Origin of the sequence: Mesobacterium pallidum (assembly GCF_019966535.1) — a bacterium.
Lineage (GTDB): Bacteria > Pseudomonadota > Alphaproteobacteria > Rhodobacterales > Rhodobacteraceae > Mesobacterium > Mesobacterium pallidum.
Window position 1 is genome coordinate 1 of the sequence record NZ_JAIMID010000016.1, and the last position, 23,714, is coordinate 23,714.

A 23,714-nucleotide genomic window follows, 5' to 3' on the forward strand; every position below is an offset into this window, starting at 1 on the left:
CCGCGCCGCGGGCGGGGGGGCGCGCGCGGGCCGGGGCCCCCCCCCCCCCGCCCCGCCCCCCCCCCCCCCCCCCCCCCCCCCCGCCCCCCCCCCCCCCCCCGCCCCGGTCGGATCGCCACGCGATCCGAAACCAGCCTCAGACCAGGCCCTCGGCCGCAAACAGCGCCTTGACGTCAGCTGCCGGGCGCGGGCCCACGTGCCCGATCACCTCGGCCGCCGCGATGCAGCCCATGCGCCCCGCGACCGCCAGCGGCTTGCCGGTGGCGATGCCGTACAGGAACCCGGCGGCGAACTGGTCGCCCGCGCCGGTGGCGTCCACCGGCGTCACCATGCGGACCGGCACCACGGCCTCTTCGTCGCCGCGCACGATCACCACGTCATGGCCCGACCGGGTGCAGACGATCAGCCCGCTATCCGCCGCCGCCTGCTCGAGCGCCGCGCCCAGATCGTCGGTCTCGTAAAGCGAACACCATTCCTGCTCGTTGCCGATCACGTAGTCGAGCTCCTTGACCAGCCGGCGGAAATCGCCCCGGTGGCGGTCGACGCAGAACGGGTCCGACAGGGCGATCCCGGCCATGCCGCCGCCGTCCCGGCAGAGCTTGGCAGCGGTCTCGAAGGCCGCCTTGCCCTTGTCCTTGTCGTAAAGATACCCCTCGAGGAACAGGATCTTCGCCGCGCTCATCACCGCGTCCGGCACGTCCTCGGGCCCCACCTCTGACGAAATCCCGAGGTAGGTGTTCATCGACCGCTCGCCGTCCGGGCTGACGAAGATCATCGACCGCGACGTCGGCAGGTCCCCCCCCGCCACCGGCGGATTGACAAAGGCCGTGCCCTCGTCCTCGAGCGAGCTGGCATAGAACCGCCCCAGCGTGTCGTCGTTCACACGGCCCACGAATGCGGTCGACAGCCCGAGGCTTCCCAGCCCCGAGATCGTGTTCCCGACCGACCCGCCGGCGGCCTGCACCCGCTCCTTCATCGCGCCATACAGCATCTCGCCCCGCTCTCGCTCGACCAGCTGCATGATGCCCTTCTGGATGCCCATCAGGTCCAGGAAACTGTCATCGGCATGGGTGATCACGTCGACGACGGCATTGCCGATCCCGACGACCTCGTAGGATTTGCTCATTCGGTCTTGTCCTCGAATTGGCACAGGTCGCGGATGATACACGCCCCGCATTTCGGTTTTCTTGCCACGCAGATGTAGCGGCCATGCAGGATCAGCCAGTGATGCGCATGGCGCTGGAAATCGACGGGCACGTTGTCCTCGATCGCGCGTTCCACCGCGACCACGTCCTTGCCCGGACAGATGCCGGTGCGGTTGCCGATGCGAAAGATATGCGTGTCGACGGCCTGCGCGGGATAGCCCCACCACATGTTCAGCACCACGTTGGCGGTCTTGCGCCCCACGCCCGGCAGGCTCTCCAACGCGGCGCGGGAATTGGGAACCTCGCCGCCGTACTGATCCACCAGGATCCGCGACAGCTTGATCACGTTCTTGGCCTTGTTGCGGAAAAGGCCGATGGTCTTGATGTGCTCGATCACGCCATCTTCGCCGAGGTCGAGCATCTTCTGCGGCGTGTCCGCCACGGCGAACAGGCCGCGCGTCGCCTTGTTCACTCCCGCATCCGTCGCCTGGGCCGACAGCGCCACGGCGACCACCAGCGTATAGGCGTTCACATGCTCCAGCTCGCCCTTGGGTTCGGGCTCTGCTGCCTGAAAGCGCGTGAAGACCTCGCGCATGGTGTGATAGTCGAGTTGCCTGGCCATGGCGGGTTTATCGGGGCAAGCGCCCGGCGCCGCAAGAGGGAGAGGCTGCGTTACTTGGTCAGCCTGCCCTCGCCAAAGCTGGCCGGGTCGATGGCGATGATGTCCTGTGCATTGAGCGGCCCAAGGCCCAGCCTCGTGCACAGCCGCTCCGACGGCGTATTGCCCGCCCGGATGCCGGTCTGGAACCCAGTGTATCCCCGGTCCGCCATGTCCACCAGCGCCTGCGCGCCCAGCCACAGCGACAGCCCTTCGCCCCGCCGGTCGGGCCGGGTCGCCAGCATCCCCCACCAGACCGTCCGACCTTCGGGGCTGTCGGGATGGAACTGCGCGACCGAGGCCGCCATGGTCACGATCTGCCCCGCCCCGTCGCGGGCGAACAGCACCGAGGCGGGCCGCGCCACGCCGCGCAGGAAGGGCCCGGAGGGCAGCAGCACCTCGCAATCCTGTGCGAACTGGTCGAGATCGCGCAAATCTTCCACGGGAGTGTCAGGCGTCACCCGTGTCACCGTCAGGTCACCCGGCAGGCTGCGATCCCGCAACACGGCGCGGGCGGCGGCGATGGCCTCGGCCTCGCCGCGCCAATGGGCGTAGCGGTCGATGGCCAGCCCGGCGGCCTCGAGCGTCGCCACCCGTTCGGCGACCTCGTCCTCGGGCACGCAATCGCCGGGGCCGACCCCCTGCACCCGCGCCAGCCGGATCTGCCGCTGCACGGTCTCTCCGCGCCGTCCGTTCACTGCGACCGCCCGCCCGTGGCAAGCGTAAAGCGGATCGTCTTTCAGCAGCTCGAACAGGGCATGGGCCCGGTATTCCAGCTGTTGCTGCCCGGCAGAGCCGAAAACCTCGGTCATGGCGCCCCTCCCTTTGCCAAAAGTCAACGCACGCCCGCGCGCCCTGTCAAAGGAAATCGCAACTTCCGGGTCGCGAGGGGGCAGGGCAGGGAATATGGTCATGCCCAAGGAGGACCTGCCATGACCGCAGCCCAGCAGATCACCACGCCCGAGGACGGCTACCATTTCCACGTCATGCGCCGCGCGCTCGACTTGATCGACGCGGCCGAAGAGCCGCTGACCCTCGACGCGCTCGCCAGCGCGATGAACATGAGCCCCGCGCATTTCCAGCGCCTCTTCAGCCAATGGGTCGGGGTCAGCCCCAAGCGCTACCAGCAATACCTTGCCCTCGGCCATGCCAAGGCGCTGCTGCGCGACCGCTTCACCACGCTGGCGGCGGCCCATGGCGCGGGCCTGTCGGGCACCGGGCGGCTGCATGACCTGTTCGTGCGGTGGGAGGCGATGAGCCCCGGCGATTACGCCCGCGCGGGCGAAGGCCTCACGATCTTCTGGGGCTGGTTCGACAGCCCCTTCGGCCCGGCGCTGGTCATGGGCACCGACAAGGGCATCTGCGGCATCGGCTTCGCCGCCGAATGCTCCGAGACCCACGCAATGGAGGACCTCACCGCGCGCTGGCCCAACGCGGCTTACGTCGAGGACCCGATGCGCCTGCGCCCCTGGGTGCTCTCGGCCTTCGGCAGCGAGGGGGAGGTCAGCCAGACCCCGCTCTACCTCATCGGCGCGCCGTTCCAGATCAAGGTGTGGGAGGCGCTGATGCAGATCCCATCCGGCCATGTCACCACCTATTCCGAGATCGCGCAGGCGATCGGCCACCCCAAGGCGGTGCGCGCCGTGGGCACGGCGGTGGGGCGCAACCCGATCAGCTACCTGATCCCCTGCCACCGGGCACTGCGCAAGTCCGGGGGGCTTGGCGGCTACCACTGGGGCCTGCCGGTCAAACGCACGATCCTGGCCTGGGAAAGCGCGCGGGCCGAGGCCTGAGCCCGCGCGGGCAGGCGGCAAATCGCCGATATTCCGCGATGACGGATTGGTGACGCGCCGCATCTGCGCTAATTACGGGCGAACCCCCGGGACCGGGGCACCCAGACCAAGAGGCAAGACATGTTCGCAGTGAAACCCTTCTCGGCCATCGCGCTGGCGTCGCTGGTGCTGGCCACCGCCTGCACCACCGCGTCCGAAACCCCCAAGACCCGTGACGGCGCGGTCATCGGCGGCCTGATCGGCGGCCTGGCCGGCGCCATCGCCGGCAACGACCCCGAGGAACGCCGCCGCAACGCGGCTGTCGGCGCAATCGTCGGCGCGGGCGTGGGCGGTGTCATCGGCTCCCAGCTCGACAAGCAGGAAGCCGCGCTGCGCCAGGATCTCGGCAATGACAACGTCACCATCGTCAACACCGGCGACCGGCTGATCGTGACCCTGCCGCAGGACATCCTGTTCGCCACCGACAGCACCACCGTGCGCGCCGACCTGCAGTCGGACCTGCGCGCCTTGGCCGGGAACCTGAACGAATACCCGAACACCACGGTGCAGGTGATCGGCCATACCGACAGCGACGGCTCGGCCGCCTACAATCAGGACCTGTCGCAGCGCCGCGCCCAGGCCGTCAGCTCTGTGCTGATCGGCAACGGCGTGTCGCCCTCGCGCATCCAGGCCTTCGGCCGGGGCGAGGACCAGCCGGTGGCGACCAACCTGACCGCCGAGGGCAAGGCCCAGAACCGGCGCGTCGAGATCGTGATCCTGCCGAACGCGGCCTGATCGCTTTCGGTACCGGGTTCAAAGGGGCGCTTCGGCGCCCCTTTTTGCGTGCGCATTGTCGCCCGCCCCGCCCGGGCTAGACTGTGCGGGACAACAACGCTGGAGATTCGCATGACCTACCGCCTCGTCGGCCTCTGCGGCGCCCTGCGCGCCGACAGCACCAACCTCAAGCTGCTGCACGAGGCGGCCCGCGTCTCTGGCGCCGACCCGTTCGACATCGGCGACACGGACCTGCCGCTTTACAACGGCGACGTGGAGGATGCGGGGATGCCCGAGAAGGTCGTGCGGCTGGTCGAACTGATCCGGTCCGCCGACGCGGTGGTGATCGCGTCGCCGGAATACAACCGCGGGATTTCGGGCGTCATGAAGAACGCGCTGGACTGGATCAGCCGGATGAAGATGCCGCTGAAGGGCAAGCCCGTCGCCGTCATGTCCGCCGCCGACGGCCGCGCGGGCGGAGAGGTGGCGCAATTCATGCTGCGACACTGCCTTGTTCAGCACGGCGCCCGCGTCTTGGTCGGCAATGCGGTTTGCGTCGCGGATTCGTCGAACCAGTTCGACGCGGACGGCCGGCTCAAGAGCGAGCTTTACGTCAAGACCCTGACAGCGCTGATGGAAGCGCTGCGCGACGAGGCCCGGCTGCGCGCCGGCTGAGAGGGCGGCGTGAGGGGCCAGCCCCTCACACTCCCCGGAGTTTAGGGGCAAGATGAAGAGCGGACCCGATCCCCTGCTTCATTGTGCCGAATAAACTCCCGCCGGAGGCAGCCGCGCCCCGGGCGCGGCTTTTTCAGGCAAGAAAGCGCCGCACTCAGGTCAGCTTGACCAGCTGCTTGCCCATGTTGCGGCCCTTGAGCAGGCCCCGGAAGGTCTCGGGCGCGTTTTCCAGACCTTCGGCCACGTCTTCGAGGTACGTGACCCGGCCGTCGGCCACCATCGGCGCGACTTCCTTGAGGAAGGCCGGGAAGCGGTCGAAATGATCCGAGATGATGAAGCCCTCGAGCCGCATCCGTTTCACCAGAAGCGAGCGCCAGAGCACCGGGCTGCGGTCGGGGCCCTGCGCCTCGACCCCGCCGAGCGCGCCGGAATTGTAGCCCGCGATCATGCCGCAGAGCGGGATGCGGCCGAAGGTGTTCATCAGCGGCATCACCGCCTCCTGCACCTTGCCGCCGACGTTTTCGAAGTAGATGTCGATGCCGTCCGGGCAGACCTCTTTCAGCGCGGCGCGCAGGGACCGGGCGTCGTTATGGGCGCGGTGGTCGAGGCAGGCGTCGAAGCCGAAGGTCTCGGTCGCGATGCGGCATTTCTCCGGCCCGCCGGCGATGCCGATGGTGCGCAACCCGCGCGCCCTGGCGACCTGGCCGACGACCGACCCGACGCCGCCGGTGGCCGCCGCCACGACCAGCGTTTCGCCTTCCTTCGGCTGGCCGATCTGGGTCAGCCCGTACCAGCCGGTGAACCCGGGCATGCCCAGCACGCCGAGCGCGGGGGTGATCGGCAGCGACGGGTCGAGCTTGCGCAGCTGGCTGCCCGGCAGCACGCCATGGGTCGCCCAGCCGGTCATGCCCATGACCTTGTCGCCCGGCTTGAACCCGGCGTGGTGCGACACCAGCACCTCGCCCACGGCGCCGCCGCCCATGGTTTCGCCGATCTCGACCGGGGCCGAGTAGCTTTTGGCGTCGTCCATCCGGCCGCGCATGTAGGGGTCGAGCGACATGTACTCGGCCCGCACCAGCACCTCGCCGTCGCCGGGGGAGGGCACATCGAGCGTCTCGAGCCGGAAGCAGTCGTCGCCGGGTTCGCCTTGCGGGCGCTTGGCCAGTACGATGCGTTGCATCTGGTCGGTCATTGGGATCCTCCGTCAGGAAATGTAGCGAAAAACACCGGTCGCACTGGCGACCAGCGTGCCGTCTTCGTCGGTCAGGCGACTTTCGGCAAAGAAGGTCTTGCGGCCGCCCCCGGTCTTGCGGCCCGTCGCGCGCACGATCGTGCCGCGCGCCTGGGCGATGTAGTTGACGTTCAGCGACAGGGTGACGGTCTTGCGGACCTGTTCGGTTCCCGTCCAGCACCCCGCATAGCCCATCGACGTATCCAGAAGCGTCGCGATCGCACCGCCGTGCAGGATGCCGTTGCGGTTGCCAAGATGCTCCAGCATCGGCTGTTCCAGCGTGCAGGTGTCTTCGGCCCAATCGGTGATCGAAAAGCCGAGGTGGCGCTGGAACGGATACGGATCTTCGACCATCATGCGCCGGTCGCCTTGAGCCCGCCACGCGCATAGAGCACCACGTAGGAGCCGAGCTGCGCCGCCCGTTCCGGGTTCGAGGCATTGCCGTCGAGCCCGCGTTTCTTGACCCCCTGCAGGATCGCCGCCATGCGGAAGAAGCAGAAGGCGAGATAAAAGCCGAAGTTCGGGATCGGGTCGCGGCCGCGCAGCCGGCAATATTCGCTGACGAAATCGGCATCGGACATGAGGCCCAGCGTATCCCGGTCCAGCCCAGCAAGCCCGCGACCCTTGTCGCCCGGCGGCATCTGCCACTGCATGATCACGGCGGCGAGGTCGGCATAGGGGTGGCCGATGGTCGACAGCTCCCAGTCCAGCACGGCGGCGCAGCGGGGGGTGTCGGGCGCAAACAGCATGTTGTCGATGCGGTAATCGCCGTGCACCAGCGTGCGCTGGCCGTCCTCGGCGGGCATGTTGTTGGCAAGCCAGTCGATCAGCTGCTCCATCTCGGGCAGGTGTTCGGTTTCGGAGGCGCGGTACTGCTTGGTCCAGCGGGCGATCTGGCGTTCGTAGTAATTGCCGTCCGGGCCGTAATCCGACAGGCCCACCGCGTCGATGTCCACCTCGTGGATCGCGGCCAGCACGCGGGCCATCTCGGTCTGCACGGGCGCGCGTTCGGCCTTGTCCAGTTCGGGCAGGGAGGGATCGTCGAAATTGCGGCCCCGCACTTCCCCCATCACGTAGAACATGGAGCCGATGACGCTTTCGTCCTCGCAGAGCACATGCATCCTGGCCACCGGCACGTCGGTGTCCCAAAGCGCGCGCTGCACGCGGAATTCGCGGTCGACCGCATGGGCGGATTTCAGCAGCTGCCCCGGCGGCTTGCGGCGCAGCACGTAGGACCCCGAGGGCGCGGTCAGCCGGAAGGTCGGGTTCGACTGGCCCTGGGCGAATTTCTCCGCCGTCAGGGGGCCTTCGAAGCCCTCCATGTTGGCCTCGAGCCAGGCCGACACGGCGCCGGTGTCGAGTGTCTGGGTGTCGCTCATCCTCTCCTCCCCGAAAGGTCAGCTGTAGGTCAAAAGGCGCGCTTCGTTCTCGCCGTCGATATGCGGGACCTCGTTGAACGAATGCAGGTAGAAGGCGCGGGGGCCGAAGACGAACCTGGCCATGGCGCAGTTCTTGGTCTGCAATTGCAGCTTGATCTGCGATCCTTCGCCCGCGCCCATCGCGGCCGAGACCATGCGGCCGATGGCCCCGCCCGAGCTGACCGCCAGCACCCGCTGGCCGCCGCTTTGGGTGATCGCCTGCCGCGCGTCCTCGACACGGGCGCTGAACGCCTCCCAGCTTTCGGGGGCGTTCGGAATCTGGCCACGTTCCCAGTCCAGCACGGTGTCGCGCAGCATGCGGAAATGGGTCTTTCGGTCGTCGTGCAGCCCCTCGGGCGCATCGCCTCCGGCAAACCGCGCATCCAGCAGCGCCTTGAAGTCGAATTCGTTCAGACCCGGATGCACGGTGGCGTCGCCGGGGCCGAAGCCCAGCCCCTCGACGATGCCTTCCAGCGTCTCGCGGTGGCGGCGCTGGGCGCCGATGAACAGCCGGTCGGGCACCAGGCCAAGGCGCCGCAGCGCCCGGCCCAGTTCCCGCGCCTGGTCCCAGCCGAGGTCGGACAGCACGTCGTAATCGGCCTTGCCGAAACTCGCCTGCCCGTGACGGATCAGCAGCAGCTCAGGCACTGATGATCCCGGCCATGCGCGCCTTGGCGGCGTCGTATTCCGACGACAGCCGCGCGATGAGCTCGGCCGCCGGCAGAACGGACTTTACCGCGCCGATGCCCTGGCCCGAACCCCAGATCTCCTTCCAGCTTTTCGGCTTTTCGCTGCCGAAATCCATCTTGGAGGGGTCGGAATGTTCCAGGTTGTCCGGATCCATCCCGGCATTCGCCACCGAAGGCTTGAGGTAATTGCCATGCACCCCGGTGAAGAGAGAGGAATAGACGATGTCCTCGGCGCCCGAGTCGACGATCATCTGCTTGTAGCCCTGGGCCGCGTTCGCCTCTTCGGTGGCGATGAAGGGCGAGCCGATATAGGCGAGGTCCGCGCCGATGGCCTGCGCGGCCAGGATGTTCTGCCCGGTGGCGATGGCGCCCGACAGCAGCACCGGCCCGTCGAACCATTCACGGATCTCGGATATCAGCGCGAAGGGCGACTGCGCCCCGGCATGGCCGCCCGCGCCGGCGGCGACGGCGATCAGCCCGTCGGCGCCTTTCTCGATGGCCTTTTTGGCAAAGCGGTTGTTGATGATGTCGTGCAGGGTGATCCCGCCGCAATCATGCGCGGCGTCGTTCACTTCCTTGCGCGCGCCCAGCGAGGTGATCCAGATCGGCACCTTCCACTTGTGGCAGATCTCGATATCCCGCTCGAGCCGGGCATTCGACCGGTGCACGATCTGGTTGACGGCAAAGGGCGCCGCGGGCGTGTCCGGGTTGGCCTGGTTCCAGGCGTCCAGCTCTTCGGTGATCCGCTTCAGCCAGGCCTCGAGCAGGATCGGGTCGCCGTCCTTTTCGCGCGCGTTCAGCGCCGGGAAGGACCCGACGATGCCGGCCTTGCACTGGGCGATCACCAGGTCCGGGTTGGAAATGATGAAGAGCGGAGAGCCCACGACCGGAAGCCGCAGACCCTGCAATTGTGCGGGCAGATGTCCCATTCACAGAACCTCGAATAGTCCCGCGGCGCCCATCCCTCCGCCGACGCACATGGTGCAGACGACGTATTTGGCCCCGCGGCGTTTTCCCTCGATCAGCGCATGGCCGACCATGCGCGCGCCCGACATACCATAGGGGTGCCCGATCGAGATGGCACCTCCATTGACGTTAAGTAATTCGTCGGGAATGCCCAGAACGTTGCGACAATGCAGGACCTGCACGGCGAAGGCTTCGTTCAGCTCCCACAGGCCGATGTCGTCCATCTTGAGCTTGTTGGCTTCCAGCAGTTTCGGCACCGCCCAGATCGGGCCGATGCCCATCTCGTCCGGCTCGCAGCCGGCGACGGCCATGCCGACATAGCGGCCCAGCGGATTGAGGCCCCGGCGTTCGGCCTCGGCGGCTTCCATCACCACGGCGGCGCTGGCGCCGTCCGACAGCTGGCTGGCGTTGCCGGCGGTGATGTAGCCCCCTTCGGCAATCGTCAGCCCGTCCTTGTGGACCGGCTTGAGGCTGGCGAGCCCGTCCAGCGTCGTCTCGGGGCGGTTGCCCTCGTCCTTTTCCAGCACCACGTCGCGGGCGCTGATTTCCTTGGTCTCGCGGTCCTGCACCAGCATGGTCGAGGGCAGCGGCACGATCTCGTCGTCGAAGGCGCCCTGCGCCTGCGCCGTGGCGGTGCGCTGCTGGCTGCGCAGCGCGTATTCGTCCTGCGCCTCGCGGCTGATGCCGTAGCGGGCGGCGACGGTTTCGGCCGTTTCCAGCATCGACATGTACAGCGCGGGTTTCTCGGCCATGATCCAGGGGTCGCGGCGCTTGTCCATGCGCATGTTCTTGTTCTGCACGAGGCTCACGGATTCGACGCCGCCGCCGATGGCGATCTGCTGGCCGTCGTGGATCACCTGCTTGGCCGCCGTGGCAATCGCCATCATGCCCGATGCGCACTGCCGGTCCAGCGACATGCCCGCCACCGTCACCGGCAGCCCGGCCCGGATCGCCGCCTGGCGGCCGATGTTGCCGCCCTGAGAGGCTTCCTGCAGGGCCGCGCCGATCACGCAATCCTCGATCTCGCCGCCGCCAAGGCCGGCGCGTTCCACGGCGTGTTTGACCGCGTGGCCGATCAGCGCCTGTGGCTGGGTGTCGTTGAAGGCGCCCCGGAAGGCCCGTCCGATGGGCGTCCGGGCGGTACTGACGATAACCGCGTCTCTCATATGTGTTCCTCCCTCAAGGTGTTCAGCTTTGCGCCAGGTAGCGGCGCCCGATCCAGTCGGCGGCAAGGGCGGGGCGGGGTTCGCCCTCGATCTCGACTTTGACCGACATGACAGTGGTGATCTCGCCCGGTTTCCCCTCGCGCAGCTCTTTCAGCACGAAACGGCCCCGGATGCGCGCGCCGCTTTTCACCGGGCTCAGGAACCGGATCCGGTCGAGCCCGTAATTGACCGCGTGCAGCGTGCCCTCGATCGGCGGGATGGCGTTCTCGTACATTTCGGTCAGCAGCGACAGTGTCAGGAAGCCATGGGCGATTGTGCTGCCAAAGGGCGTTTCGGCCGCGCGCACGGGGTCAACGTGGATGAACTGGTGATCGTTCGTGACCTCGGCAAAGGCGTCGATGCGGGCCTGGGTGACATTGGTCCAGTCCGACAGGCCGATTTCCTGCCCCACCTTGCCGCGCAGCGTCTCGAGCGTGATCGTCTTCATCCGACCCGCCCGATCATGCGCACCATGTCCATCAGGCGCGGGCCCCATTTCCGCTCCAGCTCGTCGCGGGGCAGGAAATAGGACGGTGCGCCGATGTTGAACGCCAGCAGCGGCGTGTCGGGGCGGGGCGAGCGGAAGGGCACGCCGACCGAGTTCACCCCCGCGTGCCAGTCCCCGGCATTGAGATAGAAGCCCCGCGTGCGGATCTGCCGCTGCGCATCCTCGATCCCCGGCAGGACCTCGGCCCATTTCTCGGGGCCGTAATGCTCGGCCAGCATCTTGAGCACGGTCTCGCGCCGCTCGGGTTCCATCGCGGCCAGATAGGCGCGGCCCATGGACGACCGGGCCAGCGAGATGCGGCTGCCCACGTTCAACGTCAGCGCGACAAGCCCGGGCGAGCGGGCGGCGGCCACGTAGGTCATGGCCCGGTCGTCGCGGCCCCCCAGCGCCACGGTGACCCCTTCGCCGCATTCGTCCGCCAGCCGCTGCATGTAGACCTGCGCGGTCTCGACGATCTTCATGCCCCCCAGGCAGGCATAGCCTAGCCCCAGCACCGGCGCGCCAAGGCGGTAGCGCCCCGTGCCCTCGTCATAGACCAGGTAGCCCAATTGCAGCAGCGTATAAGTCAGCCGCGAGACGGTCGAATTGGGCAGGCCGGTGCGGTCGCCCAGCTCGCGGTTCGACAGGCCCGCGCTGTCAGTGGGCCGAAAGGCGCGCAGCACGTCGAGCCCCCGCGCCAGCGAGGTGATGAACTGCCGGTCATCCTCGGCCGCATCCGATTTGCGCTTTCTCATGACGCTGCGCGCTCCTTTTCCGTCAGCTCCCGCCAGAGCACCTTGCCCGTGCCGCTTTTCGGCAGGGCGTCCACGAAGTCCACGAGGGTGGGGCATTTGTAGGCGGCCATGTTGGCGTGGCACCAGCGTATCACCCCCTCCGCGTCCAGCGCCGGATCACGCCGCACGATCACCGCCTTGACCGTCTCGCCCCGGCGCGGGTCGGGGGCGCCGATCACGCAGACCTCGGCGATGCCGGGATGGCCATGCATCAGCGCCTCGACCTCGGCCGGCCAGACCTTGAAGCCCGAGGCGTTGACCATGCGCTTGAGCCGGTCGACCATGTAGAAGAAGCCATCCGCGTCGCAGCGCCCGATGTCGCCCGAGCGGAAGAAGGTTTTTCCGTCAATGTCAACGAACGCCGCTTTCGTCGCCTCGGGGTTCCGCCAATAGCCTTGAAAGACCTGAGGCCCTCGCATCACGATCTCGCCCACCTCGTCCGGGCCGAGGGGGCGCAGGGTCTCGGGGTCGATCACCTCGGAGTCCACGTCCATCACGGGGATGCCAAGGCATTGCGCGCGCGGCGCGTCGGGCGGGTTGATATGGGTCGCGGCCATCGTCTCGCTCAGCCCGTAGCCCTCGAGGTAGTCGAGCCCGGTCAGGGTCTTGAGCCGTGCCGCGATGGCCGCCGGCATGGCCGCGCCGCCGCCGCCGATTGCTTCGAGGCTGGAGAGCGCCTTGGGGTCGAGGTCGGGATCGTTGACGAGGTCGATGGCCATGGTGGTGATCGACCGCCAGCGGTTCACCTTGTAGCGGGGGATCAGCGCGGCGGCGATGCGCCGGTCCCAGCGGGTCATCAGGACGACCTGCCCGCCGGTGATGATCGGGCCGTTCATCGAGTTCTGCATGCCGGTCACATGGAACAGCGGCAGGGTCGCCAGCACCACGTCGGTCGGTTCGGACTGCGTCCAGAGGATGCCGCCCCAGGCCGTCGCCATGACCGACCGATGGGTGTGCATGCAGCCCTTGGGCTGGCCCGTGGTGCCCGAGGAATAGGGGATCAACGCCAGGTCGTCCGGCCCGGCGGTATGCGGGCCGGGCACATGCCCTTCGGCCAGCGCGGCGTTGAAGCCGGTGGTGCCGGGGGCGGGTTCGGTCAGCCCCTCGAGGCCCTTGGGCAAGGGCAGGTCATAGTCGGGATCGGCCATGGTGGCATAGGTGGCGCCCAAGAGGGGCAGGCCAGCCTCGGCCCAGTGCGGGGCAAGTTCGGTGCCGATGATTGCCAGCTTTGCGCCGGTGTCGCGGACCAGCCAGTCGATCTCTCCTCCCCGGGACATCGGGTTCACCGGCACCACGACCGCGTCTGCGCGCATAATGGCATAGTAGGAAATGACGAATTGCGGCGCGTTCTGCATGGCCAGCAGCACCCGGTCGCCCTTGGCCACGCCGTGGGCCTGCAGCCAGCCGGCCAACGCTTCGACCTTCTCCAGCAGGTCGGAATACGTCAGCACCCGCCCGAAATAGCGGATTGCCGGGCGGTCCCCCTGCTGCGCGGCCGTCAGGGCCAGGTTGTCGAACATGCTGCGCTGAGGCAGCGTCATGTGACGCGGTACGCCCTGCGGCCAATGCGCGAAATGCCTCTCGGTCATCTGGTCCTCTCCTCCCGGAGGCGACGCTGGCACGGATTCCCGCGCCAATCAAGCATTGCGAAAGGGCGTTCTGCAAAGCGGAATATGACGTCACGTCGCCATCGGCGCCGCTTGGCCGAGCCGCGCGGTTTCGCATCGCATCCTGGTGGCCGCCTTGTTGCAACCCGGCCCCGCAGGCTCTATCTGCAACGTCATTCCGAGGATTGCGGGGTAAAGGTATTGGCCAATCATCTCTACAAGGGCGATCTGCCTGACGGGCTCGACCTCGGGCCGGTCGTCGCCATCGACTGCGAAACCATGGGCCTGAACCCGCATCGCGACCGGCTGTGCCTGGTGCAGATGTCGGGCGGCGACGGCAATTGCCACATGGTGCAGGTCGGCAAGGGGCAGGAGTCCGCGCCGAACCTCTGCAAGATGCTGGCCGATCCCAATGTGCTCAAGATCTTCCACTTCGGCCGGTTCGACATCGCCGCGCTTTACCATGCCTTCGGCACGGTCACGGCGCCGGTCTATTGCACCAAGATCGCCTCGCGCCTCGTGCGGACCTATACGGACCGGCACGGTCTCAAGAACTTGCTGCAAGAGATGCTGAACATCGACATCTCGAAACTGCAACAGATGAGCGACTGGGGCGCCGAAGAGCTGACCGAGGCGCAGATGACCTATGCCGCGTCGGACGTGCTGCACCTGCACGCGCTGATGCAGAAGTTGAACGAACGCCTCGCCCGTGAGGGGCGGACCGAGCTGGCGCAGGCCTGTTTCGACTTCCTGCCCAGCCGCGCGCTGCTCGACCTCGAGGGCTGGCCCGAAATCGACATCTTCGCGCACGCATGACCCAGGCTGACACCTTCCTCGCCGCGGGGCGCCGCGTGCTCGAGACGGAAATCGCCGGGATGCAGCAGCTGCTGGACGGGCTGGGCGACGGCTTTGTCGAAGCGGTCGAACTGATGCTGAACGTCCGCAACCGCGTGATCGTCTGCGGCATGGGCAAGTCGGGGCACATCGCGCGCAAGATCGCGGCGACGCTCGCCAGCACCGGCACGCCCGCGCAATTCGTCCACCCGGCCGAGGCGAGCCATGGCGATCTTGGCATGGTCACGCGCGACGACGTGGCGCTGGTGCTGTCGAACTCGGGCGAGACGCCGGAACTTGCGGACATCATCGCCCATACCCGCCGCTTCGGCATCCCGATGATCGGCGTTGCCTCGCGCCCCGAGTCGAACCTGATCCGGCAATCGGACGTGGCGATCCTGCTGCCCCGCGCGGACGAGGCCTGCGGGACCGGCGTGGTGCCCACCACCTCGACCACCATGACGCTGGCGCTGGGCGATGCCCTGGCGGTCGCGCTGATGGAGCATCGCCGCTTTGGCCCCGAGCATTTCCGCGACTTCCACCCCGGCGGCAAGCTGGGCGCGCGGCTGTCCAAGGTGGCCGACCTGATGCATGCGGGCGAGGCGATGCCCACGGTGACCGGCGACATGCCGATGTCCGAGGTGCTGCTGGCCATGACCAACAAGGGGTTCGGCGTGGTCGGCGTGACCGATGGCACCGGCGGCCTGGCCGGGATCATCACCGATGGCGACCTGCGGCGCCACATGGACGGGTTGCTGACCCATACCGCGGCCGAGGTCATGACCAAGGGCCCCAAGACCATCCGCTCGGACGCGCTGGCCGAAGAGGGGCTGCAGGTCATGAACGACCGCAAGATCACCGTGCTGTTCGTGGTCGATGACGGGGCGCTGAGGGGCCTTCTGCATATCCACGACTGCCTGCGGGCGGGGCTGGGCTGAGATGCCCGGCGGCACGACCTATTCCCGCGTCGTCGCCTGGCTCAAGGTCATCCTGCCCCTCACGGCGCTGGCGCTGTTGTCGACCGTGTTCCTGTTGTCGCGCACCGAGGACAGCGAGGCCACGTTGCCCTTCGCCGAGGGCGACCTCGCGGACCGGCTGCGCAGCCAGCGCATGACCGAACCGGTCTATGCCGGCACCACCGAGGGCGGCGATTCCGTGATCGTGCGGGCCGAGACCGCGATGCCCGACCTCGAGACCGAGGGCGGCGCGCGGGCCGAGACCGTCACGACCGAGCTGCGGCTGGTCAGCGGGATCACCGTCAACGTCTCGGCCGCCGAGGCGCGGCTGAACGACCCGCAAAGCTCGGCCGAGCTGATCGGCGACGTGGTCATCGTGACCTCGGACGGCTACCGGGTCGAGACCGCGCGCATCGCCAGCGCGCTCGACCGGCTGGATATGTCCGCACCCGCCGTGCTGCTGACCGGCCCGTCGCTGCGGCTCGAGGCGGGGGCGATGCGGATCAACCGGGACGGCACCGCCGAAGTCGCATATTTCACAGGGGGCGTGAAGCTGGTATACCAGCCGCCAAAAGGGGAAAACTGATATGCTTCGCCGCGCTGCCCTGGCCGCCCTGCTCACGCTGGCCACCACCCTGCCGACCCATACGCTGGCGCAGGGCACCACCGTCGGTTTCGGCGACGGCGCCCCTGCCGACACCTCCGGGCCCGTCGAGGTCACGGCCAATTCGCTGCAGCTGAACCGCGAGACCGGCACCGCGACCTTCGAGGGCGATGTCTTCATCTCGCAGGGCGACATGAAGCTCTGGGCGCCCAAGGTGCTGGTGCGCTATTCCGGGGACGGCAATGACGTGACCTTTGTCGAGGCCACCGGTGGCGTGACCATGTCGCGCGGCGACGAGGCGGCCGAGGGCGACCGGGCCGAGTACGACGTCACCGCCAAGTCGATCATGATGAGCGGCAACGTGCTGCTGACCCAGGGGCCCAACGCACTGGCCGGCGAACGCATGCGCATCGATCTCGAGACCGGCACGGCCGAGATGCTGGGCCGCGTGCGCACGGTCATCGGGTCCGAGTGATCTATGGCGACACCTGACCTGACCGTGACCGAAGGCGATGCCGGGCTGCGCATCCGCAACCTGCGCAAGAGCTACAAGAAGCGCACCGTCATCCGCGACGTGACCATGGATGTGGAACGCGGCGAGGTCGTGGCCCTGCTGGGCCCGAACGGGTCGGGCAAGACCACGTCCTTCTACGCCATCGCCGGGCTGGTCTATCCCGAGGCCGGCAGCGTCACCATCGACGGGCGCGACGCCACGGCCCTACCGATGTACCGCCGCGCACGGCTGGGCATCGGCTACCTGCCGCAGGAAATGTCGATCTTCCGCGGGCTGAGCGTCGAGGACAACATCTCGGCCATCCTCGACATATCCGAGAAGGACCCGCACCGCCGCCGCGAACGGCTCGAGGAGCTGCTGAGCGAATTTTCGGTCGAGCACCTGCGCCGCGCCCCGGCGCTGGCCCTGTCGGGCGGCGAGCGCCGCCGGGTCGAGATCGCGCGCTGCCTTGCCGCCAATCCCAAGTACCTGCTGCTGGACGAACCCTTTGCCGGGGTCGACCCGATCAGCGTGGGCGACATCCGCCACCTCGTGGCCGACCTCAAGAAACGCGGCCTTGGCGTGCTGATCACCGATCACAACGTCCGCGAAACGCTCGAGATCGTGGACCGCGCCTATATCCTGCACGACGGGCAGGTGCTGATGTCGGGCACCCCGGACGAGGTCGTGCAAAACGAGAATGTTCGCCGGGTTTACCTCGGCGACAGCTTCCGTATCTCGTGACGCGGTGATCCATTGACTTGGGGCCTGCTCTGGCGCTCTAATACCTGCATGACGAACCTCTGGGTTTCCCCTTCCTCGATCAGGGCCGCCACGGTCATGGCGGGGGTCGGCATTCCCCGCGGCAAGTCCATCTTCACCGTCTTCGCATAACCTCACGCTTCGCCCGAATCGGGCGATGGCGCGAAGGCGTGCCGGAACGGTCGACATAAGGAAAGGACGCACACATGCTCTATCAGATCACTGGCAAGCATATCGATATCGGCGAAGCTTTGCAGACACATGTCCGGGACGAACTCGGCACCGTGGTCGAAAAGTACGCGGGCCGACCGACGGATGCGAACGTGGTCTTTTCCAAGTCGGCGCATGAATTTGTCTGCGAGGCGACTGTCCACCTGTCGAGCGGGCTGACCGCCCAGGCCAAGGCGCACGAGACCGAGATCTACGCCGCCTTCGACGCCTGCGCCGAAAAGCTGGACAAGCAGCTGCGCCGCTACAAGCGCCGTCTCAAGGACCACCACGTCAGGCGGTCCGAGCCGGTTGAAGTCTTCGGCGCCTCCTCGTATATCCTCGCCTCTGAATCGGGGGAAGACGAAGCGTCCGAACCCGAAACGCTGCAGCCGATCATCGTGGCCGAGATGGAATCGACGATTCCTTCGTTGTCCGTTGGCGAGGCAGTGATGCAAATGGAATTGGCAGGAGCCCCGGTTCTGGTGTTCCGCAACGAGGGCAAAAGCGGTGTGAACGTGGTCTACCGGCGCGACGATGGCAACATCGGCTGGATAGACCCGCAGGAGGGCTGAACGCCCCGACAAGAGCGGTCACCGCGAGCAGAGGGATACAGGCGATGAAGCTTCTGGACGTTTTGAAGCCCGAGGCGGTCAAGGTATTGACCGCCACGTCGAGCAAGAAGCGCCTTCTGGCCGATCTTGCCGACCTGAGCGGGGCCGCCTACGGGCTGGAACCCGACAGCGTGTTGCACGCGCTGATGGAGCGGGAAAGCCTTGGCCCCACGGGCGTCGGGCAGGGCGTGGCCCTGCCCCATGCCCGGATCTCGGGAACCGAGGACATGCTGGGCGCCTTCCTGCTGCTCGAGCGGCCCGTGGATTACGAATCCGTCGACCGCCAGCCGGTCGACGTGGTCTTTGGCCTGTTCGCCCCCGAGGATGCGGGGGTCGAGCACCTCAAGGCGCTGGCGCTGGTCTCGCGCACCCTGCGCGACAGCTCGATCCTGGCCAAGATCCGGGCCAACCCGGACAGCGCGACGCTCTACACCATCCTGACCGAGGCGCCCTCCGTCCAGGCGGCGTGAGCGGTCAGGCCTTCCAGTCTTCGAAACCGAACACGAGGTAGTCGCGCGGGTAGGCCTCCCGCGCGAGCTGTTCGAGTTCCTCGTCGTAGATTTCGGCCAGCTCGAACGGCCCGTCCCCGGTAACCTGCACCGGCGCCGTTTTCGGGGAGCCGACCGTCTCGCCAAGGCGATCCAGCGTCTCCTGCAACTCGGACTCGGGGATCACGACCGAGGGCTGGGCGAAATCCGCCTGGCCCTGCAGCGTCATGGCTTGGCTGGCCCACCAGCCATCGACCCGCACCCCGGTCTGGCCGTTCAGGTTCGCCTTGATGAAATCAAGGAACCCCGCAAAGGCCAGCCGATGCGCCTGCCGGTCGTAGTCTGGGTTGGGCAGCGTATCCGGCAGCTCGATCCCATGGACCCGGCCCAGTGTCTTGCGGATCTGCGTGTAACTGCCATCGCCCGGCAGGATCTTGCGGCAGAAGGCGTGATGCGCCCGCGCCAGCGGATGCCGCAGCACGGTGAAACTGCGAAACCCGGGGTGGGTCCGCATCCAGGCGCGCAGGCTCTTCTGGTTGAACGAGCCCTGCAGCTCGGCCCTTGTGGCGCCATCGACGGCGGCCAGCCAGTCGAGGATCTCTTCATCCGGGGCGCCGCGCATCGGCATGAACAACAGCCCCGACTTGGGCGCGGCGGTATAGCCCGGGATGACCGGCCCGCGCCGCGGCTCGAAACTGGGCGTTCGGGTCAGGTTGAAGCGGTCGTATTTCGACAGCGCCTCGGTCATCTCGTCGAAATTCGACACCTTCTCGTCCAGCCCGGCCGGGTTCTGCGGCTTGAGGTTCTTGTTCAGGCTTTCCAGCTCATGCGCCGAGCCAAGGAACTTGGCCAGCCCGTTCACCACCGACAGGTCCTGGATATCTTCGTAAGGGATATAGAACGCGGCCTGACCGGAGGTCTGCAGCCGGTTCAGCAGCTGCACCTGGAAGGCCTGCAGCGCGGCGACATGGGCGTCGAACTCCTCCGCGTCAAAGCGGGCCCGCCCGTCCTTGCGCGACTTGACGTTGGTCAGCTTCCACTGGCCCGTGGCCTGGGCGATCTTCCAGCTGACATAGCTGTCCAGCGGGTTGCGGGTCAGGATCACCTTGGCGCAGCGCACATCGTCCAGCACGCGGTCCAGCACGCGCGGATCGTGGTCGTGGAAGTAGCGAAACCCGCCGATCCCTTCGCTTTTCTCGCGGATCATGTCGACCAGCCGGTCGGGGTCGGCGTCCCGCATCGACTGCGTCACGCCCAGGATCTCGGTCGCATTCGGATAGCCGATGAAGGCGGGGTTGAACGCCTCGCCGTGGCACTGGATGTCGGGAAAGGCGTTGAGGTTGGTTTCGAGGAAATTCGACCCCGTCCGCATTTCCGCAAGCAGGACGAAGCTGTCGAAGGGTCGTTGCATCTATTTCACCAAGTAGGGGCGGCGTGGCTTGGGCGGCTGCTTGTTCAGCCCGCGATCGACCGGGAAATCGCCCATCAGATACGGATGCATCCCCTGGTTCTTGAGGTTCTGCAGGAACTGCCCAAAGCCCGCAAGGTCGGCCATCTTGGGCGCTTCGCCAAGGCGGCGCAGGCCCTTCTGGCCGATCTCGTCGATGACGGTCTGCAAGGGCTCCATCGGGCTTTCGACGAATTCGGCCATGGTCCAGATGCGCACGCGGGCCTTGGTCCAGGGCGATTGCAGCTGCTTGAGATGCTCGCTTTCGATGCGCTGCAACTCGGCCGCTTCCTTGCGCAGGTCGCCGAAATTGCGGTTCGACTTGAACAGCGGCACCGCCCAGGCGCCCGAGATCACGCTGATCTGCGCATTGGGGTCCTTGGCCAGCGTCCAACCCAGGTCCGGGTTGTCGCCGGGCCCGTATTGAAAGATCTGCCGCTCGCCGCGCGTGTTCCAGATCAGGTTCGTCAGGAACGCCTTGGGGTTGGCATCGCGCAGCGCCGCGCTGTCGGGTAGCGCGCCCGAGATGATGCTGGCGCCGCCCGCGAACTCCGCCCGTTCGGGCGCGTAAAGATGCCCGTGCACCCGCGCGCCGGTGGCGCGGCTGAGCCAGTCGTCCCAATCCTCGAAGAGCTCGGCGAAGCCTTCGAAGACCGAGTAATCGCCTGAGGTGACGCCGTTTTCCCAGTCGGTGCGCGGAAAGCGCGACTGCATGTAAAGCCCCGGCCGCCCCTTGACCCGGCGGTCCACCGCCTTGGCAAAGATGCGGTCGATCTTGCCGGGATTGGGTTCGGTCTGCTTCATCGCGATGGCCGGGTCGGTCAGGAAGGCATCATAGAGGCGATCCGCATGGGGCCAGATCTTGCGCGCGACGAAGCAATCCGAGCGGCGCAGCAGCTGCAAATGGTCGTCGTAGAAGATATGCGGCTTGCCTTGGAAATCGAACTTGCTCAGCGTCAGCGACCGGCTTTCGATGTTCGACGAATAAAGCCGCGCGAGGGTCTGGAAATAGCTTTCGTCCGGGATCCACACGCGCTTGAAATAGCCGTCGAATTCGGCGCGGTCCGGGTCCTCGAGGATGGCCGACAGGGTCTGGCGCGTCAGGCACCACCACTGGCTGCCCATGTGCGGCACGATCCCCTTGGGGATGCGCCGTTTCAGCCGCAGCGCCCGTTGCAGCGCCACGTAGCCATCGAAGGCCTTGCGCCGTTTCTTCCAGCTGAAGGGAAAGCGCAGGGTGAACCGTTCCTCGTCGAACCCGCCGACGGTCCAGGGCACGTCGGCCGTTGTCGCGCTTTCGATGAAATCGGTGCGGGGACGGTCGGCGAGGTACTCGACCAGCTCCTGCACCGGGCGCAGCGGCAGGCAGGAGCCGGAGGCAAGGTAGACATGCCGCACGTCGGGAAAACGGCGCAGCATCAGCTCGGCCGCGTCCTGGCTGGCGGCGACGATGCCCCACATGCCCCATTCGCAGCGGTGGCGGCGCGAGAAAAGCACGTTATCGACATCGCCCAGCCGGTGGGTAAAGGCGGAATAGACCTTGTGCGACACGTTCTTGTCGACGTGGATGACGACCGGGCAACCGGCCGCCGCCCAGTGCCGCGCCACCTGCTCGGCCCGGCCGAGCGCGGTGTGGACCAACATGACGATGCCGACGGTCGAGCTCATGCCCAGTTCCCCTTGGACATCAGGCCGAGGATCTCCAGCTGCCGCCAGTTGATGAACTTTTCCGACCACTTGCACCACAGGTCGGGGTTCTGGCGGATCGTGTCGGCATAGGCCTTGTACTCGACCGAGCCGTTGTAATGCTGGCCGCGCGTCAGTTCCTCTTCGGCCTTCGCTTCGAAGGTGTTCAGGAACTTGGTGTGCAGCAGCACGCCGCTGGCCTTCTCTCCGCCCCATTCGTCATAGGCCAGGTTCAGCCCGCGCGGCAGCAGCGCATGGGTCGAACTGGCGTAGACATAGCGGCGGTCCCACTTGACCAGCGGGATCTTGTTCAGCGCCGGCGCCTTTTCCGGCGCGTCGGGAAAGAACACGCGGGCGCGCGGGCCGCCCTGGATCCAGAGGTTCCACATCAACGGGTTCTTGCGGATGAAGTAATTGCCCGGATCGAACCAGCTTGCGATGTCCAGCGGGTCCTGACCGGCCTCGTAGGTCACGTTGTTGAGCCGGCCCTTCGGGTACATGTCCAGCAGCATCGCGCTGAAGCTGCGGATCGACGAGGTGTCGAGCCAGTCGGTCAGCGCCCGGATCGGCCGCGTGTCGCAGAACGGGTAAAGGAACAGCTCATCGGGATCGACGGTCAGGGTCCAGTGGCCGTCGGCGTAGCGATATTGCAGCCAGTTCAGCCAGTCGACGCCAAAGCGCGACCGCTTGTAACTACCCTTGGTGTGCCAGACCGACACGTCCTTCTGCTCGGCCAGGTAATGGCCGCCGCCGTCGGTGCTGTCGTTGTCGACCATCAGGAAGTGCTGCACGCCGATGTCGCGGTAGTACTTGAGGAAATGCGGCAGGCGCACATGTTCGTTGCGCAGGGTCGAAAACAGCAGGACATCGCCGGGCTTGATCTGCCGCGTCCGGTCGGCGATCGCGGTCAGTTCGCGCCGCTTCCGGTAGGCCCGGATCCGGTAGCGCCGGCGCCGCACGCGCATCTTGTAGGAGTCCCACAGACTCATTTCCTGGCCCCTGCCCGTGACGGCGCCTCGGGCGCCCGATCACTCGTCAATACCGTGCTTACCTTAACGGGGAATAACCCGTGGCTTGGATGTCGCGGAATTCTGCTCTGCCTCCGCCATATTGGCGAGGATGATAAGGTTTTGCCGGGCCCAAGTAAATCCGTCACGGCCAGCCGCCCCGCGACATCAGCCCCAACGCCTCGAGGTGCCGCCATCCGCGATAACGGGTGGAGAACGGAGTCCAGAGGTCGGGCGCCTGCTGCAACGCATCGTAGTAGTCGTCGTAAAGCGCCGAGTTGTTGAAATGCTCGGCGCGGGCCTGTTCCTCGGCCGACCGGGCAACGATGGTGTTCAGGAACTTGGTGTGCAGGAGAAGGCCCGAGGGCTTTTCCCCGCCCTCCCAGTCGTAGATCTGGTTCAGCCGCTTCGGCAGCAGCGAATGAGTGGAATTCACGTAGGCATAGCGCCGGTGCCAGCGAACCAGCGGGATCTTGTTCAGGGTCGGCGCGCGCTCGGGCTCGGCGGCAAAGAACATCCGGGCGCGGGGGCCGCCCTGGATCCAGAGGTTCTCGGCCGGCATCTGCCGGGTGATGCGGTAATTGCCCGCGTCGAACCAGCCCAGCACCTCGGTCGGGTCCTGGCCGGGGGCATAGTTGGACCCGTCCACCGGGCCCTTGGGGTACATGTCCAGCATCATCGCGCCCATCGACGGCTCGCCGATCTGGTCCAGCCAGCCGGTCAGCGCAGGCAGGGGGCGGGATTCCCAGTAGGGATAGATCAGGATCTCGTCCGCATCGAGCGTCAGGCACCAATGGCCGTGACCGTGGCGGATCATCAGCCAGGTCAGCCAGTCGACGCCAAAGCGCGACAGGCGGTAGGAGGCGTCCGTTTCCCAAAGCGAGACATCGGGCTGTGCCTCTAGCAGCTCTCGGGTGCCGTCGTCGCTGCCGTTCACGACCATCAGGAAATGATCCACCCCCAGCCGCCGGTGATGGGCGAGGAAATAAGGCAGGCGCACCGCCTCGTTCCGGACGGTGGAAAAGCACAGGATCGCGCCGGGTTTGATCGCGCCCGTGCGGTCGGTCAGGTTGCGCAACTGCCGCCGCTTGCGGACCGAGCGCCACAGGTGGCGGCGCCGTTTCCAGCGCAGCCTATAGGCGTCGATCAGCTCTTGCCGTGTCATGCGGTCCCGCGCGTTTTCGGTAGCGCGGGC

26 protein-coding genes are annotated in these 23,714 nt (G+C 67.0%); 10 read left to right on the forward strand and 16 right to left on the reverse strand.

Annotation, left to right across the window (positions count from 1 at the left end; all coding sequences use genetic code 11):
- Nucleotides 1–136 precede the first annotated feature (136 nt).
- Genes MF270_RS19885 through MF270_RS19895 form a run of 3 tightly spaced genes read right to left on the reverse strand, consistent with a single transcriptional unit; the run spans nucleotide 137 to nucleotide 2,615 of the window.
- A complete protein-coding gene (locus MF270_RS19885; protein ID WP_238367533.1) occupies nucleotides 137–1,126 on the reverse strand; it encodes an adenosine kinase in 990 nt (329 codons plus the stop codon).
- Nucleotides 1,123–1,767: an endonuclease III gene (nth, locus tag MF270_RS19890; protein ID WP_238367534.1), complete on the reverse strand. Its 645-nt coding sequence runs from the start codon at nucleotides 1,765–1,767 to the stop codon at nucleotides 1,123–1,125. The genes MF270_RS19885 and nth overlap by 4 nt, the downstream gene beginning before the upstream one ends.
- A gap of 50 nt (nucleotides 1,768–1,817) precedes the next feature.
- Nucleotides 1,818–2,615 (reverse strand): GNAT family N-acetyltransferase, encoded by a 798-nt coding sequence (locus MF270_RS19895; RefSeq protein ID WP_238367535.1) that lies wholly within the window; start codon nucleotides 2,613–2,615, stop codon nucleotides 1,818–1,820.
- Between the two features lie 120 nt (nucleotides 2,616–2,735).
- On the opposite strand from MF270_RS19895, the gene MF270_RS19900 reads away from it, so the two are divergent.
- The 3 genes from MF270_RS19900 to MF270_RS19910 all read left to right on the forward strand — a co-directional run bounded on the left by MF270_RS19900 (nucleotide 2,736) and on the right by MF270_RS19910 (nucleotide 5,024).
- Nucleotides 2,736–3,596 (forward strand): methylated-DNA--[protein]-cysteine S-methyltransferase, encoded by an 861-nt coding sequence (locus MF270_RS19900; protein WP_238367536.1) that lies wholly within the window; start codon nucleotides 2,736–2,738, stop codon nucleotides 3,594–3,596.
- 120 nt (nucleotides 3,597–3,716) lie between these two features.
- On the forward strand, nucleotides 3,717–4,370 hold the full coding sequence (locus MF270_RS19905) for a YiaD family glycine zipper/OmpA-like lipoprotein (RefSeq protein ID WP_238367537.1): 654 nt from the start codon (nucleotides 3,717–3,719) through the stop codon (nucleotides 4,368–4,370).
- 111 nt (nucleotides 4,371–4,481) lie between these two features.
- Nucleotides 4,482–5,024: an NADPH-dependent FMN reductase gene (locus MF270_RS19910; RefSeq protein WP_238367538.1), complete on the forward strand. Its 543-nt coding sequence runs from the start codon at nucleotides 4,482–4,484 to the stop codon at nucleotides 5,022–5,024.
- A 154-nt stretch (nucleotides 5,025–5,178) separates the two neighbouring features.
- Here MF270_RS19910 and MF270_RS19915 read toward each other — a convergent pair whose 3' ends face one another.
- Genes MF270_RS19915 through MF270_RS19955 form a run of 9 tightly spaced genes read right to left on the reverse strand, consistent with a single transcriptional unit; the run spans nucleotide 5,179 to nucleotide 13,403 of the window.
- Nucleotides 5,179–6,216 carry an NADP-dependent oxidoreductase gene (locus tag MF270_RS19915; RefSeq protein WP_238367539.1) on the reverse strand — a complete coding sequence of 346 codons (1,038 nt, stop codon included), beginning with the start codon at nucleotides 6,214–6,216 and terminating at the stop codon, nucleotides 5,179–5,181.
- Between the two features lie 12 nt (nucleotides 6,217–6,228).
- Nucleotides 6,229–6,612 carry a PaaI family thioesterase gene (locus MF270_RS19920; RefSeq protein ID WP_238367540.1) on the reverse strand — a complete coding sequence of 128 codons (384 nt, stop codon included), beginning with the start codon at nucleotides 6,610–6,612 and terminating at the stop codon, nucleotides 6,229–6,231.
- Nucleotides 6,609–7,634, reverse strand: a complete 1,026-nt coding sequence (locus MF270_RS19925; RefSeq protein ID WP_238367541.1) for a phosphotransferase family protein — start codon at nucleotides 7,632–7,634, stop codon at nucleotides 6,609–6,611. Before MF270_RS19925 ends, MF270_RS19920 begins: the two co-directional genes overlap by 4 nt.
- Nucleotides 7,635–7,652: 18 nt before the next feature.
- Nucleotides 7,653–8,321, reverse strand: a complete 669-nt coding sequence (locus tag MF270_RS19930; RefSeq protein ID WP_238367542.1) for a histidine phosphatase family protein — start codon at nucleotides 8,319–8,321, stop codon at nucleotides 7,653–7,655.
- The gene (locus MF270_RS19935) at nucleotides 8,314–9,291 is read right to left on the reverse strand and encodes an NAD(P)H-dependent flavin oxidoreductase (RefSeq protein WP_238367543.1); all 978 of its coding nucleotides are present in this window, start codon (nucleotides 9,289–9,291) and stop codon (nucleotides 8,314–8,316) included. Before MF270_RS19935 ends, MF270_RS19930 begins: the two co-directional genes overlap by 8 nt.
- Nucleotides 9,292–10,494, reverse strand: coding sequence for an acetyl-CoA C-acyltransferase (locus MF270_RS19940; protein WP_238367544.1), 1,203 nt, complete (start codon nucleotides 10,492–10,494; stop codon nucleotides 9,292–9,294).
- A gap of 22 nt (nucleotides 10,495–10,516) precedes the next feature.
- Nucleotides 10,517–10,981 (reverse strand): MaoC family dehydratase, encoded by a 465-nt coding sequence (locus MF270_RS19945; RefSeq protein WP_238367545.1) that lies wholly within the window; start codon nucleotides 10,979–10,981, stop codon nucleotides 10,517–10,519.
- Nucleotides 10,978–11,775, reverse strand: a complete 798-nt coding sequence (locus tag MF270_RS19950; protein ID WP_238367546.1) for an IclR family transcriptional regulator — start codon at nucleotides 11,773–11,775, stop codon at nucleotides 10,978–10,980. Before MF270_RS19950 ends, MF270_RS19945 begins: the two co-directional genes overlap by 4 nt.
- Nucleotides 11,772–13,403 (reverse strand): long-chain-fatty-acid--CoA ligase, encoded by a 1,632-nt coding sequence (locus tag MF270_RS19955; RefSeq protein WP_238367547.1) that lies wholly within the window; start codon nucleotides 13,401–13,403, stop codon nucleotides 11,772–11,774. The genes MF270_RS19950 and MF270_RS19955 overlap by 4 nt, the downstream gene beginning before the upstream one ends.
- Before the next feature lie 219 nt (nucleotides 13,404–13,622).
- Here MF270_RS19955 and MF270_RS19960 point away from each other — a divergent pair, with 219 nt between their 5' ends.
- From MF270_RS19960 to MF270_RS19990, 7 genes are all read left to right on the forward strand, one after another.
- A complete protein-coding gene (locus MF270_RS19960) occupies nucleotides 13,623–14,237 on the forward strand; it encodes a ribonuclease D (protein WP_238367548.1) in 615 nt (204 codons plus the stop codon).
- A complete protein-coding gene (locus tag MF270_RS19965) occupies nucleotides 14,234–15,193 on the forward strand; it encodes a KpsF/GutQ family sugar-phosphate isomerase (RefSeq protein ID WP_238367549.1) in 960 nt (319 codons plus the stop codon). Before MF270_RS19960 ends, MF270_RS19965 begins: the two co-directional genes overlap by 4 nt.
- A gap of 1 nt (nucleotide 15,194) precedes the next feature.
- Nucleotides 15,195–15,797, forward strand: coding sequence for a hypothetical protein (locus MF270_RS19970; RefSeq protein WP_238367550.1), 603 nt, complete (start codon nucleotides 15,195–15,197; stop codon nucleotides 15,795–15,797).
- Nucleotide 15,798: 1 nt separating this feature from the next.
- Entirely contained in the window at nucleotides 15,799–16,290 is a 492-nt protein-coding gene (gene lptA, locus MF270_RS19975) for a lipopolysaccharide transport periplasmic protein LptA (protein ID WP_238367551.1), read from the forward strand.
- Nucleotides 16,291–16,293: 3 nt separating this feature from the next.
- Nucleotides 16,294–17,052, forward strand: coding sequence for an LPS export ABC transporter ATP-binding protein (gene lptB, locus MF270_RS19980; protein ID WP_238367552.1), 759 nt, complete (start codon nucleotides 16,294–16,296; stop codon nucleotides 17,050–17,052).
- A 224-nt stretch (nucleotides 17,053–17,276) separates the two neighbouring features.
- Nucleotides 17,277–17,852 (forward strand): ribosome hibernation-promoting factor, HPF/YfiA family, encoded by a 576-nt coding sequence (gene hpf, locus MF270_RS19985; protein ID WP_238367553.1) that lies wholly within the window; start codon nucleotides 17,277–17,279, stop codon nucleotides 17,850–17,852.
- A 44-nt stretch (nucleotides 17,853–17,896) separates the two neighbouring features.
- A complete protein-coding gene (locus MF270_RS19990; RefSeq protein WP_238367554.1) occupies nucleotides 17,897–18,361 on the forward strand; it encodes a PTS sugar transporter subunit IIA in 465 nt (154 codons plus the stop codon).
- A gap of 4 nt (nucleotides 18,362–18,365) precedes the next feature.
- Here the strand turns inward: MF270_RS19990 and MF270_RS19995 are convergent, their stop codons facing one another.
- The 4 genes from MF270_RS19995 to MF270_RS20010 form a co-directional block, all read right to left on the reverse strand.
- Nucleotides 18,366–19,790, reverse strand: coding sequence for a nodulation protein NodH (locus MF270_RS19995; protein ID WP_238367555.1), 1,425 nt, complete (start codon nucleotides 19,788–19,790; stop codon nucleotides 18,366–18,368).
- Nucleotides 19,791–21,494: a beta-1,6-N-acetylglucosaminyltransferase gene (locus tag MF270_RS20000; protein WP_238367556.1), complete on the reverse strand. Its 1,704-nt coding sequence runs from the start codon at nucleotides 21,492–21,494 to the stop codon at nucleotides 19,791–19,793.
- Nucleotides 21,491–22,501, reverse strand: a complete 1,011-nt coding sequence (locus MF270_RS20005; protein ID WP_238367557.1) for a glycosyltransferase family 2 protein — start codon at nucleotides 22,499–22,501, stop codon at nucleotides 21,491–21,493. The genes MF270_RS20000 and MF270_RS20005 overlap by 4 nt, the downstream gene beginning before the upstream one ends.
- Nucleotides 22,502–22,664: 163 nt before the next feature.
- The gene (locus MF270_RS20010) at nucleotides 22,665–23,684 is read right to left on the reverse strand and encodes a glycosyltransferase family 2 protein (RefSeq protein WP_238367558.1); all 1,020 of its coding nucleotides are present in this window, start codon (nucleotides 23,682–23,684) and stop codon (nucleotides 22,665–22,667) included.
- Nucleotides 23,685–23,714: the final 30 nt, after the last annotated feature.

Excerpts from the sequence above, each read along its gene's own strand:
- MF270_RS19885 (WP_238367533.1), bottom strand. The coding sequence starts at position 1,126 with ATGAGCAAATCCTACGAGGTCGTCGGGATCGGCAATGCCGTCGTCGAC.
- nth (WP_238367534.1), bottom strand. The coding sequence starts at position 1,767 with ATGGCCAGGCAACTCGACTATCACACCATGCGCGAGGTCTTCACGCGC.
- MF270_RS19895 (WP_238367535.1), bottom strand. The coding sequence starts at position 2,615 with ATGACCGAGGTTTTCGGCTCTGCCGGGCAGCAACAGCTGGAATACCGG.
- MF270_RS19900 (WP_238367536.1), top strand. The coding sequence starts at position 2,736 with ATGACCGCAGCCCAGCAGATCACCACGCCCGAGGACGGCTACCATTTC.
- MF270_RS19905 (WP_238367537.1), top strand. The coding sequence starts at position 3,717 with ATGTTCGCAGTGAAACCCTTCTCGGCCATCGCGCTGGCGTCGCTGGTG.
- MF270_RS19910 (WP_238367538.1), top strand. The coding sequence starts at position 4,482 with ATGACCTACCGCCTCGTCGGCCTCTGCGGCGCCCTGCGCGCCGACAGC.
- MF270_RS19915 (WP_238367539.1), bottom strand. The coding sequence starts at position 6,216 with ATGACCGACCAGATGCAACGCATCGTACTGGCCAAGCGCCCGCAAGGC.
- MF270_RS19920 (WP_238367540.1), bottom strand. The coding sequence starts at position 6,612 with ATGATGGTCGAAGATCCGTATCCGTTCCAGCGCCACCTCGGCTTTTCG.
- MF270_RS19925 (WP_238367541.1), bottom strand. The coding sequence starts at position 7,634 with ATGAGCGACACCCAGACACTCGACACCGGCGCCGTGTCGGCCTGGCTC.
- MF270_RS19935 (WP_238367543.1), bottom strand. The coding sequence starts at position 9,291 with ATGGGACATCTGCCCGCACAATTGCAGGGTCTGCGGCTTCCGGTCGTG.
- MF270_RS19940 (WP_238367544.1), bottom strand. The coding sequence starts at position 10,494 with ATGAGAGACGCGGTTATCGTCAGTACCGCCCGGACGCCCATCGGACGG.
- MF270_RS19945 (WP_238367545.1), bottom strand. The coding sequence starts at position 10,981 with ATGAAGACGATCACGCTCGAGACGCTGCGCGGCAAGGTGGGGCAGGAA.
- MF270_RS19950 (WP_238367546.1), bottom strand. The coding sequence starts at position 11,775 with ATGAGAAAGCGCAAATCGGATGCGGCCGAGGATGACCGGCAGTTCATC.
- MF270_RS19955 (WP_238367547.1), bottom strand. The coding sequence starts at position 13,403 with ATGACCGAGAGGCATTTCGCGCATTGGCCGCAGGGCGTACCGCGTCAC.
- MF270_RS19965 (WP_238367549.1), top strand. The coding sequence starts at position 14,234 with ATGACCCAGGCTGACACCTTCCTCGCCGCGGGGCGCCGCGTGCTCGAG.
- MF270_RS19970 (WP_238367550.1), top strand. The coding sequence starts at position 15,195 with ATGCCCGGCGGCACGACCTATTCCCGCGTCGTCGCCTGGCTCAAGGTC.
- lptA (WP_238367551.1), top strand. The coding sequence starts at position 15,799 with ATGCTTCGCCGCGCTGCCCTGGCCGCCCTGCTCACGCTGGCCACCACC.
- lptB (WP_238367552.1), top strand. The coding sequence starts at position 16,294 with ATGGCGACACCTGACCTGACCGTGACCGAAGGCGATGCCGGGCTGCGC.
- hpf (WP_238367553.1), top strand. The coding sequence starts at position 17,277 with ATGCTCTATCAGATCACTGGCAAGCATATCGATATCGGCGAAGCTTTG.
- MF270_RS19990 (WP_238367554.1), top strand. The coding sequence starts at position 17,897 with ATGAAGCTTCTGGACGTTTTGAAGCCCGAGGCGGTCAAGGTATTGACC.
- MF270_RS19995 (WP_238367555.1), bottom strand. The coding sequence starts at position 19,790 with ATGCAACGACCCTTCGACAGCTTCGTCCTGCTTGCGGAAATGCGGACG.
- MF270_RS20000 (WP_238367556.1), bottom strand. The coding sequence starts at position 21,494 with ATGAGCTCGACCGTCGGCATCGTCATGTTGGTCCACACCGCGCTCGGC.
- MF270_RS20005 (WP_238367557.1), bottom strand. The coding sequence starts at position 22,501 with ATGAGTCTGTGGGACTCCTACAAGATGCGCGTGCGGCGCCGGCGCTAC.
- MF270_RS20010 (WP_238367558.1), bottom strand. The coding sequence starts at position 23,684 with ATGACACGGCAAGAGCTGATCGACGCCTATAGGCTGCGCTGGAAACGG.